Origin of the sequence: uncultured Roseovarius sp. (assembly GCF_963972555.1) — a bacterium.
In the GTDB taxonomy this organism is placed as follows: Bacteria; Pseudomonadota; Alphaproteobacteria; order Rhodobacterales; family Rhodobacteraceae; genus Roseovarius; species Roseovarius mucosus.
On record NZ_CAXAUM010000012.1, the window covers coordinates 98,831 to 109,691 of the forward strand.

General features: G+C 62.7%; 10 protein-coding genes. 9 read left to right on the top strand and 1 reads right to left on the bottom strand.

Annotated elements, in window-relative coordinates; translation table 11 throughout:
• Positions 1-11: 11 nt before the first annotated feature.
• From AACZ65_RS12810 to AACZ65_RS12825, 4 genes are read left to right on the top strand one after another with little or no spacing between them, the layout of a single operon-like run.
• A complete protein-coding gene (locus AACZ65_RS12810; RefSeq protein ID WP_037276893.1) occupies positions 12-938 on the top strand; it encodes a branched-chain amino acid ABC transporter permease in 927 nt (308 codons plus the stop codon).
• Positions 935-1,867 carry a branched-chain amino acid ABC transporter permease gene (locus AACZ65_RS12815; protein WP_339671432.1) on the top strand — a complete coding sequence of 311 codons (933 nt, stop codon included), beginning with the start codon at positions 935-937 and terminating at the stop codon, positions 1,865-1,867. Before AACZ65_RS12810 ends, AACZ65_RS12815 begins: the two co-directional genes overlap by 4 nt.
• The gene (locus tag AACZ65_RS12820; RefSeq protein ID WP_339671434.1) at positions 1,867-2,589 is read left to right on the top strand and encodes an ABC transporter ATP-binding protein; all 723 of its coding nucleotides are present in this window, start codon (positions 1,867-1,869) and stop codon (positions 2,587-2,589) included. The genes AACZ65_RS12815 and AACZ65_RS12820 overlap by 1 nt, the downstream gene beginning before the upstream one ends.
• Positions 2,573-3,268 (top strand): ABC transporter ATP-binding protein, encoded by a 696-nt coding sequence (locus AACZ65_RS12825; RefSeq protein WP_339671436.1) that lies wholly within the window; start codon positions 2,573-2,575, stop codon positions 3,266-3,268. The genes AACZ65_RS12820 and AACZ65_RS12825 overlap by 17 nt, the downstream gene beginning before the upstream one ends.
• 175 nt (positions 3,269-3,443) lie before the next feature.
• Here AACZ65_RS12825 and AACZ65_RS12830 read toward each other — a convergent pair whose 3' ends face one another.
• Positions 3,444-4,388: an ABC transporter substrate-binding protein gene (locus AACZ65_RS12830; protein ID WP_339671438.1), complete on the bottom strand. Its 945-nt coding sequence runs from the start codon at positions 4,386-4,388 to the stop codon at positions 3,444-3,446.
• A 321-nt stretch (positions 4,389-4,709) separates the two neighbouring features.
• On the opposite strand from AACZ65_RS12830, the gene AACZ65_RS12835 reads away from it, so the two are divergent.
• From AACZ65_RS12835 to AACZ65_RS12855, 5 genes are all read left to right on the top strand, one after another.
• The gene (locus tag AACZ65_RS12835; RefSeq protein ID WP_339671440.1) at positions 4,710-6,029 is read left to right on the top strand and encodes a DUF2793 domain-containing protein; all 1,320 of its coding nucleotides are present in this window, start codon (positions 4,710-4,712) and stop codon (positions 6,027-6,029) included.
• A 12-nt stretch (positions 6,030-6,041) separates the two neighbouring features.
• Positions 6,042-6,359, top strand: coding sequence for a hypothetical protein (locus AACZ65_RS12840; RefSeq protein ID WP_339669621.1), 318 nt, complete (start codon positions 6,042-6,044; stop codon positions 6,357-6,359).
• Positions 6,349-6,711 (top strand): hypothetical protein, encoded by a 363-nt coding sequence (locus tag AACZ65_RS12845; protein ID WP_339671442.1) that lies wholly within the window; start codon positions 6,349-6,351, stop codon positions 6,709-6,711. Before AACZ65_RS12840 ends, AACZ65_RS12845 begins: the two co-directional genes overlap by 11 nt.
• Before the next feature lie 196 nt (positions 6,712-6,907).
• Positions 6,908-9,412, top strand: a complete 2,505-nt coding sequence (locus AACZ65_RS12850) for a calcium-binding protein (RefSeq protein ID WP_339671444.1) — start codon at positions 6,908-6,910, stop codon at positions 9,410-9,412.
• Positions 9,413-9,630: 218 nt separating this feature from the next.
• On the top strand, positions 9,631-10,861 hold a 1,231-nt coding region (locus tag AACZ65_RS12855), incomplete at its 3' end, for a matrixin family metalloprotease (RefSeq protein ID WP_339671446.1).

The window sequence follows — 10,861 nt, forward strand, 5'->3', positions numbered from 1 at the left end:
TGGCCGCCCGAATGGAGCTAGGCCCCTATCTGGTTCTGGCCACGCTCGAAGGCGCGGTCACGGCGGCGGTGCTGGCGCTGACCGCCGTTGGGCTCAGCCTCGTTTTCGGCGTGATGCGGGTGGTCAATATCGCGCATGGCGAGTTTTTCATGCTGGGCGCGGTGCTGGCATGGTGGATCGCGCAGAGCGTGGTGGGACATCCCGCCATCGGCTTTGCATTGGCGTTGGTGGCGGCACCGCTGATCGTGGGGGCGCTCGCGGTGGCCGCCGACATGACGATCCTCAAGCGGCTGGACTATGACCCGGAACGCACCATCGTGGCCACGATCGGCCTGCTCTACATCATTCAGCAGGTGACGTTGATGGGCTATGGCCCGGATGCGCGCCCTGTCGAGGCGCCGTTCAACACGCGGCTTGCACTCCCATGGTTTGAACATGGGGCCGAGGGCTGGCAAATGATCTGGCCCTGGGGGCTGGGCACGACCTCGTACAAGCTGGCGGTGATCGGCGCGGCAGTGGCGCTGCTCTGCGCGGTCTGGGCGCTGATGGCGCGCACGCGCATCGGCCTTGTTATGCGGGCAACACAGGCGGACCGCGAGATGGCGCTGGCCTTTGGCATCCCGGTCGAGCGGGTCTATGCCGGGGTGTTCGGCCTAGGCGCGGCGCTGGCGGCGCTGGCTGGCGTGCTGATCGTGCCCATTCAACAGGCGCATTACCTGATGGGGGCGGACCCGCTCTTGCTGTCGTTCATCGTGGTGATCATCGGCGGGCTTGGCAGCCTGCCGGGCACGGTTCTGGCAGCGGTGCTGATTGGCCTCAGCGACGGGATCATCTCGGTCTTTTTCTCGCCCACTCTGGCCAAGATACTGGCGACGCTGCTTGTGGGGCTGGTGCTGGTGTTTCGGCCTCAGGGCCTGTTCGGGGCGCGCGGCGCATGAAGGTCTATGTCCTGCACGTCGGGCTCTTGGCCCTGCTTCTGGCGCTGCATTTCGTCCTGCCCGCCTATCACCACGGCAATCTGGCGCGGGTGATGGTGCTGGCGAGTTACGCGATGGGCTATAATCTCATGTTCGGCTATACCGGCTTGCTCAGCCTCGGCCACGCGCTCTTTTTCGCGGCGGGCATGTATGGGATGGGCCTCGGCGTGCAGCACCTGGGGCTGAGTGCCGCGCCGGCGCTGATCCTCGGGCTGGTGGCGGGGGCGGTGGTCTCGGGCGTGCTGGCGGCGCTGGCGCTGCGCACGGCAGGCGTGGCCTTTATGATCGTGACGCTGATGTTTGCACAGGCGGGATACCTCAGCGTTCTCTACTTCGGGGCGCTGACGCGGGGCGATGAGGGGTTCGTGATTCAACAGGCGGACCGGATGCTCTGGGGCATCGACCTGAGCCTTGAGGGCAACCGCTATCTGGCGGCGCTTCTGCTCTTTGGCATCTGCCTGATGCTCTGCCTCTGGCTGGTGCGGTCGCCCTTTGGCCGGGTGCTGGTGGCGATCCGCGAGAATGAGGAACGGGTGCGCATGCTGGGCTATGACGTATTCGCGCATAAGTTCGCGATCATGGTCCTGTCGGGCACGATGGCGGCGGCGGCGGGGGCAAGCTATGGTCTCTTGTTTGGCTATGTCGGGGCGAGTTTTGCCTCGGTGCAGTATTCGATCTTTCCGCTCCTCTGGGTGCTCCTGGGCGGGGCGGGCACGGTGCTGGGGCCGTTCATCGGCACGCTCTTCATGTTCTACCTGATTGACCTCAGTTCCGGCGTGACCACCGCCTATATGCTGCTGGCCGGTGTGGCGCTGGTGGTGCTGACACTCTTTGCGCCGCAGGGGTTGATGGGCGAGGTGCGGCGGCGGGTCTGGAGGGGTTTGCCGTGATGCTGCTGTCGACGCGGGGATTGTCCAAGAATTTTGACGGGTTGCGCGCCGTTGAAGGCGTGGATTTCGACCTGCCCAAAGGCGAGATCCGCGCGCTCATCGGCCCCAACGGCGCGGGCAAGACAACGCTGGTGGGCATGATTTCAGGGCGGATCGCCCCGAGCGCCGGGCGCGTGATCTTCAACGGACAGGACATCACCGCGTTGCCCGCACATCGGCGGATGCGGCTGGGCATGGCCTATACATTTCAGATCACCTCGGTCTTTGGCCGGTTGAGCGCTCGGGAAAACGTGGCGCTGGCCGCGCGGCGGCATCTGCGGGGTGCGGCGGTTGAAGCGGCGGTAGACTCCGCGCTGGCGCGAGTGGGGCTGGCCGAGCGCGCAGACCAAGAGGCGGGCGATCTAGCCTATGGGCATCAACGCCTCTTGGAGATTGCCATGGGCCTTGCCCAATCCCCGCGCCTGCTGATCCTTGACGAGCCGACACAGGGGCTGGCCGAGGGTGAAATCGACGGCTTTCTCAGCCTCATTCGCGAGGTGTCCCAGGAGGCGACGATCCTGCTCATCGAGCATAACATGCGCGTGGTGATGGATCTGGCGGACCGGATCACGGTTCTCAATTTTGGTCAGGTGCTGGCCGAGGGCACGCCTGCGGAAATCCATGCCAACCCGGCAGTGCAGGCCGCCTATCTGGGGGGGCTGCCCGATGCTGCGGCTGGATAGGATCAGCGCGGGCTATGGCCGCGCGCAGGTGCTGCGCGATCTGAGCTTCGAGGTGAAACCGGGCGAAATCCTCTGCCTGCTGGGGCGCAATGGTGCGGGCAAGAGCACGGTGATGCGCGCGATCATGGGGCTTGTGCCGCTCATGTCCGGGGCGGTCTGGTTGGGCGAAGGTTGCCTCAGCGCGCTGCCCGCCCATGAGGTGCCGCGCGCCGGGGTCGGCTATGTGCCGCAGGGGCGCAGGCTCTTTGCCGATCTGACGGTGGCGCAGAACCTCGAAATCGGCCTCATGGCCCGCCAGAGCGGCCCAGAGGTGCGCGAAGAGGTGCTCACACGCTTTCCGCGCCTGCGCGAACGGCTGGGCCAAAAGGCGCAGACCCTCTCGGGGGGCGAACAGCAGATGCTCGCCATGGCGCGCGCGCTCTGCCTGCGGCCTCAGGTTCTGTTGCTCGATGAGCCGACCGAAGGCTTGCAGCCCTCGATGATTGCCGCCATTCGCGATGTCATTGTCGGACTGCGCGAAGCTGGCGTTGCCGTGCTCCTCGTCGAGCAACGGGTCGATGCCGTGCTCGATCTGGCCGACCGGGTGGCCTTTCTCGAAAATGGTTCAGGCGGGGCGGTGATGACCGCCGATGCGTTGCGCGCCAACCGCAGCCTCGTGGATCGCTATGTGGGGGTGTAGCGCGGTTTCTTAGGTGGGGTTGAGGGAAACGCTGACCCCAAGCACAGAGCCGCACGAAAATGATTGGGGCCAATGATTGGGGCTACTGTCAGCTCAAGACCAAAAGCAGACCGCTCTTCTTCCACATTGTCGGGTGGGAACGGGGCACAAGACCGCCCCGCACCCGCCAATGTCTTCAGTTGGTGGCACTCTCCACCAGCGGACGCCAGCTTTCTTCATTCGCCGCGGCCCAATCTGCCACGGCGTCAGCGACCGGGCGGCCATCGCGCTCGACTGCGGCCAGAAGCGCGGCAAGGGTGTCATTATCCATCTGGAAATTCTCGATCAGGATATAGGCGGCGGGCCAGCGCGGCTTGAACCCTTTGATAACGGCCTTGACCGCAGTGATCGCCGGGAACCCGCAATCGCCCACGTCATTCGCGTTCGGCCCCCAACTTGCGTCCTCGAAACAGGCGGCCTCCGCCTCGGGCAATTCCACAAAGCGCAGGTCATGCGCTGCTACGGCCCAGTGCGGTTGCCAGAACATCGCAAGCGCGGGCGTTCCATCGGTGCTTGCCTTGACCAATGCCTCGACGAGTGCTGCTTCCGACGCCGCTGGGGTCGCGGTAAAGGACAGATCAAGCGCGGCCATGAGATCGGCCCCCTGACCGTCCCAATCGCTTGGATAGTCGATCAGCACAGGCGTTCCGCCATCGGTGGCAAAGGCCTCCGTGCAGGCGCGCAGTGCATCGAGCGCGGGCAGACCGGGACAGGTCGCCTCCATATGCGCGGGATAGGCCAACCCCTCGCTCAAGATCAGACCCAATTCGCCCATTTCAACCAATTCGCGATCCATCACCATATCCCGATAGGACGGCGCGGCATTGGCGGGCCAAATCTCGAGATTGGCGTCGATATTGCCCCGACCCATCTGGCGAAACACGGCCATATCCTCGACCGCCACGAACTCGACCGTATAGCCTGCCGCCTTGAGCAATTCCCCCGCGACATGCGCGGTGATCTGGGCGCTGGTCTCTTGCGTCAGCGCCAGTTTGATGGGCTCTTCGGATTTGCCAAGCTCCGCCGCCGATACGGGCAAAGCAAGGGCAAAGAGCGCAAGCGCGCAGCAGGTGGATTTCATATCAAACTCCTTGGTCAAAGCGAGGGTCAGTGACCCTCAGGCATGTCAAACTGTCAGAACGAAAGGCGTCGTGCTGAAATAGCGGTTTGGAGTAATGTGTGGCGGCCTTCCGATTCCCGCAACAGATTAGCATGTCAGGCGCAGGCTGCATCCCTTTTCGCACGCCCCCTGACACTGGGCATCCTCTGCGGTTGGTGGGATATGGTCAAGCCGAATTTCTCAACGTAATCTGCTAGATACCCTGCACCCGACCCCTGTGTTAATAGGTTGGTAAGCCCCTTTTCCGAGTCTCTCCGCTGCGCAACCGTTCTGGAGAGACCGATGTCGGATGTATCAGCCCGCCTAGACCTGCCGTTTATCGCCCCGTCACAGGCGCAAAAGCATGTGACCCATAATGAGGCTGTGCAGCGGCTGGATCTGTTGGTCCAAATGGCGTTGGACGGGTTCGAGGCGACAGAGCCCCCGACCGCCCCCGAGACCGGCGCGCGCTATGCGCTGGGTCAAGGGGCGATGGGGGATTGGGCCGGGCAGGACGGGCAAATCGCCGTCTTCCTCGGCGAGGCCTGGACCTTTGTCGCACCGCAAGAGGGCTGGATCGCGACCGCGCGCGGCACCGCCGATCTACGTCTTTACCAAGAGGGCGCCTGGCAGCGTTTTCCAGAACGGATCGAGAGGCTGGGCATTGCCACGGATGCCGATGCGCTCAACCGTCTGAGCGTGGCGGCGGGGGCGACCTTGCTCAGCCATGCCGGAGAAGGCCATCAGCTCAAGATCAACAAGGCCACCGCTGCTGCCACCGCGAGCCTGCTTTTCCAGACGGGATTCTCGGGCCGTGCGGAAATGGGCATCGCCGGGCAGGATGACTTTACCATCAAGGTCAGCGCCGATGGTGCCACCTGGACCGAGGCGCTTCGCATCAATGCCCAGACCGGGCATCTTGGCGGTGCGGGGGTGCAATCCAGCCCCACCGATGCCGCGGCGGGCCGGGTGCTCTTGACCGGGGCGGGGGGATTGCTGGCATCCATTCCACCTTCGGTCACGGATCTGAATGATGCAGCACTTGCCGGCTTTTACAACTATGCGGGTGCAGCTGCCAACAAGCCGTTCTCGCAGGGTGGGGCGGTTTTGGTCATCTCCACCAATGCGTCACGGACGCTTCAGCTCGCCTACGAGCATAGCAGCGGGCGCACTGCGATCCGATATGTGTCAGACGCCCCACCAGCAAGCGGGTCATGGCACCAGTGGAGAGAAATCTACCATCAAAACTCGGTTTTGGGCGCCGTGAGCCAATCCAATGGCGTGCCCACGGGGGCGGTCATCGAGCGGGGCAGCAATGCCAACGGCGAATATGTCCGCTTTGCGGACGGCACACAGATTTGCACACGTCAGATTACCCTCGGTGCTCCGAACGTCGCGGATGGCGCGGGCTTTTCCGGCGCCACATCGACAAATTGGACCTATCCCGCCGGGTTCGCACCCGGCATCACCCCATCCATCGGCGGCGCATGCACGAACGTCGGAAAAGTCTGGGTGTCGTCCTTTGTCGCGAGCAACACTGCGGCATCGCTCATTGCCGAGAGATTTACACCTGTCGCCACCGCGCCGGTATCTAACGTTTTTGCCATTGGCCGCTGGTTCTAAAGGAGGCACCCCATGCAGATCACCCTTTCCCCCGCCCGCCGCGACACACCCCTCACGCTGAGCCGCACTGGCGATGCTCTTACGATCAATGGCGAGGTGTTCGATTTCACGCCCCTGCCGGATGGCGCAACCCTGCCGCGCGAGGCAATCGCAAGCGACTGGTTCGCAGGACCGGTCGAGCGGGTGGACGGCACGCTGCGCCTGTCGCTCGTCTTGCCTCACGGGGCCAACGCGCCGCAAGAAACGCTCTTTCCCGCGCCCCTCACCCTCACAGGCAACGGCCCCGTGACCCTGCCGCCCTACGCCGTGGAGACACCCGATGCAGATTGATTTCACCCAAGCCGTCACCGCCGAGGCAAAGGCGCAGGCCGAGGCCCTCGCCCGCGCCACCACGATCAAGGCCGACTGCCGCGAGCGCATCCTTGCTGTCGGTTCTGAGACCACGCAGATGAATATCGCCCAAGCCGGAATCGTGTTCACCGCCGCCGTGCTGGATGGTGCCCCGCGCGCTGATGCCCTCGCGGCCTCTGGCCTGAAAGAAGGCGACCTGACGCTGGCGCAACTGTGGAAAGCATGGGTCGCGGCGATGCAGACCGAATGCCGCCGCGCAATCCTGTCCGGCACCGATCCAGTCTGGCCAGAAGTGCCCGATGGCGTGATCGAATTGGCGGGGCGGTTCTGAGGCGCCACGCACCGCCCCCTTTACGACCCTGTGATCCGATCAAAAAATCTCGACAAAGGGGGCGCCCAAAGCGCCCCTTTTTTGCAATCAACCCTAGGCTGCAATCCTGTAAATATTGGGAAACTGGTTGATAACACGTTTTCGTGATGCCAAAACTAAAACTTGAAAAACAGACGATTTCAGGAAGGACACAGCCATGAACCTGTTTACTGTTTCAGGCATTCGAGTGCAGTACGATGGAACGCCAGCAGGCAATGCCGTCGCAGTAGCCCCCACAGAGTTCGAACTCGCGATCACAGGCGATGTGTTCAATTATCGTGTCCTTGGACTATCAAGCCCCGAAGACCTTTTGCCAGTGATCGAGTTGAACAATGATGCCGACGTCAGGGTGGCGCGCCTGGATGGCCTCGATCTTACCGGCGACGCGGGAGACCCGTTCGAGCTGACGCTAGGGTTTGTCCAGACAACGGCGGGAACGCTTATCGTTCTGGGACTTTTTGATGAAGCGTCAGATGCGGATTATATTTTCCAGATCGGCGGTGATCCCGGCGTGAGCCTGCCCACGACATTGGCCGGGTTCAACGCTCTTGAGTCGTCGATCACCGGCGGCGGGGCCGTCACCTCTGGCGAATTTGCGCCGAATCAGACGATCCCGTTGAACGGTTTCGATAACACGAGTGTTTCGGTGCTGCCCGACGGCGAGCTGTTCACAGGTACCGATGGCAACGACACCCTGCTTGGCGGCACTGGCAATGACACGCTGAACGGGCTCGACGGCGATGACGAACTCGACGGCGGCCCCGGCAATGACCTGATCCTGACCGGCAATGCGACACCCAACGGCGATTTCGTCGGGGCAAGCACGGGCAACGATACGATCGACTTTTCCGGCAATGACGGGCAAAACGGGTTTGTCGTTCTGGGATACGGCGGGCTGAATGCGCCGATCTCCGTCGCAATCGACGGGGCGGCGAATACCGGCACTGTAAACAAGGGGGCAAATGGTACCGACACGCTCGTCAATGTCGAACTGCCGCTTTTGGCCGGAAATATAAATGGCGGCCTTCAGATCGTCGGCACAGGCGGCAACGACAGCTTTGTTGTCGCGCCGGACACTGACCAATGGATGGCTTTGCGCCCCGGCGCGGGCGTTGACAGTTTCACGATCAATGGCACGGGGTTCGTGCGGCTGGATTTCCGCAATGGCAACGGCATTGATGTCAACCTCGCCACGGGGCAGATCGCCAATGACGGGTTCGGCAATGCCGAGGTGATCGGCGGCACCAACAGTGTGTGGGAAGTCACCGGGTCAGGCGGGAACGATCGCATGATCGGCTCCGACGCGAATGAATCCTTCCGTTACGGCGGCGGCACCAACAACACGGTCGAGGGCGGCGGCGGCACCGACCGGTTGCGCTATGACTTTGGAACGGTTGAGTCAGTCGCGGTCGACCTCTCGACCAACACCGCGACGGGCACGCTCACGGGCGGCGGCACGTTCAGCGATCAAATCTCGGGCTTCGAGAATGTGCGCGGGTCGTTCGGCAACGATATTCTCATCGGGGACGGTGGTGCCAACCGGCTTCAGGGGCGGTCCGGCGATGACCGGCTTGTGGGCGGTCTCGGGGATGATCGCATTGACGGCGAGGATGGTAGCGATACCGCCGTTCTCGCGGTGAACCGCGCCGACACGCGGGTCTCGGTCATCAATGGCGGCATTCAGATCATCTCTGCCGATGGCACGGATTTCTTCACTTCGGTCGAGTTTTTCCAGTTCGACGACCTCCTCATCAGTGCGGATGACCTGATCAACGGGGCGGGCATCCCCGGCGAAGAGATCGTGGGCACCGATGGCGATGACAGTCTGATCGGCACGGTCAATGACGACACGCTCGCGGGGGGGGACGGAAATGACAACATCGACTCCGGCGGTGGCGGCAACAACAACGTCTCCGGTTCGGATGGCAATGACACCCTTTTTGGCGGTCCGGGCGATGACAGCATCGGCGGCGGTCTCGGCGACGACACGATCTTTGGCAATGACGGCAATGACGTGCTCGGCGCGGGCTTTGGCAATGATTTCGTCTCGGGCGGAAACGGCAATGACGTGGTCGCGGGCGGCGCGGGCAATGACACGCTCGAGGGCGGCGAGGGCAACGACAGCATGTCGGGCAGCTTTGGCAATGATCTGATCTTTGGCAACGGCGGCGCGGATGACATCGGCGGCGGCACCGGGCGCGACACGATTGATGCAGGGGCCGGTAACGATAGCGTCGGTGGCGGCGAAGGCGACGACAGCATCTCGGGCGGCGACGGCAACGACTTCCTCGCCGGCGGTGGCCGTGACGACATCATCGACGGTGGCGCTGGCAATGATACGATCAACGCAGGCGCCGGCAATGACCAGATCACCGGCGGCACCGGCGCGGATCAATTCGTCTTCTCGTCCTTCTTTGACGGTGAGGTCGATGTAATCACCGATTTCGAGGATGGCATCGACAGCTTCTTCATCCGCCGCGTAGACCCGGATACGGGCGAGACCAATATCACCAACGGCGGCAACGGCCTTGCCGGGTTCGTGACGGCGATGAACATCATCGACACCGACGCAGGGGCGCAGATGAGTGTGAATGGCAACACCATCCTTGTCGAGGGCGTGACGGCGGCGCAGCTGACCGTGGATGATTTCCAGTTCCTCTAACCCGATCAATGACGGCTCGCCCGAAACAGGGCGGGCCGTGCTGAATACATGTGCAACTCGACCCGCAGGCGCTGATACATGCTGTCGCAGGCCGTCGTTATGCGTGATTTTCCCACTTCTCCAAACACCTCATCCTCCATTAATGATTGTTCTCGAAAGGATATCTTTTCACGAGGCATCTCTAACGTGTAGTTTGCGGCTTTGATCAAGACCGGGACTTGGAATCGGAGAACGCGACCATGCCGGAACTGAGCGGCACAAAATGGGGCTCGCACGAACCCGGCACGGCGGGTGGCGTCGTGACCTGGAGCATCGCGCCCAGTGGCGAGGACATACACTGGTTCACCGAAGAACAGGCCGGCACCAGCTTTTCGGTCGATCCGTCCACGGTCTATACTTTCGATTTCGAGGCCTCGCTGCGCATGGCCTTTGCCGAGTGGTCGCGCTACGGCAATATCGAGTTCGTGCAGGTTACAGACCCCGGCGGTGCCGCCGGAGATCAGATAGCCCCCGATATACGCATCTTCTTTGCCCCGATTCCCGGCAATACATTGGGCTTTGCATTCTTTCCCTCACCGCTTGAGGTGGCGATTGCCGGGGATATCCTTCTGGATGTGGATCCCTGGCTGAATTCAGACGTTCCGCTCTTCGAGGGGCTGGCGATCCACGAAATCGGTCACGCGCTCGGGCTCGAACATATCGAGACCGTCGACGCCATCATGAATTCGATCCTGACCCAACCCGATATTCTGCCCGATGACATCGCGGGCATCCGCCAAATCTATGGCCGGCAGGATGGGGCGGCGGCGGTCTATACCATGCCGACCGGGCTCAGGGATCTGACCCTGCTGCACAATCCCGAAGAGCTGACCGTTCTGGGCAACAACCTGGGCAACCACATCGCCGGAACTGACGGGAATGAAACCCTGAATGGTCTGGTCGGCAATGACACCCTGGAGGGGGGCGCAGGCGATGACCTGCTAATTGGCGGTGTCGGGAACGACTGGGCCGAGCTCAGCACAATCTCGCGCGCCGAGGCCGCGATCCGTGTTGTCGAGGGCGGGCTACAGGTGGTCTCGGACCTTGGCACCGATACGCTGGTCGACGTTGAATGGATTCAGTTTTCTGACGAGGCGATCCGGGTGTCCGAGGTGATCGAAGAGATCAGCGGCCCGATTGGCGTCCAGCTGACCGGAAGCGGCATCGCGGACAGGCTGACGGGCACCGATGATAATGACACCCTCGTTGGCGGTGACGGGGATGACGTGCTGGGGGGCGGTTTGGGGAATGACTCGCTTGATGGCGGCGACGGCAACGATTCCATTTCCGCCTCCGATGGGGACGACTTCGTGTCCGGCGGCCCCGGCAACGACAACATCGGCGGCGGTCTGGGGAATGACACCATCGACGGTGGCGACGGTGACGACATCATCGGCGGTGGCTTTGGCG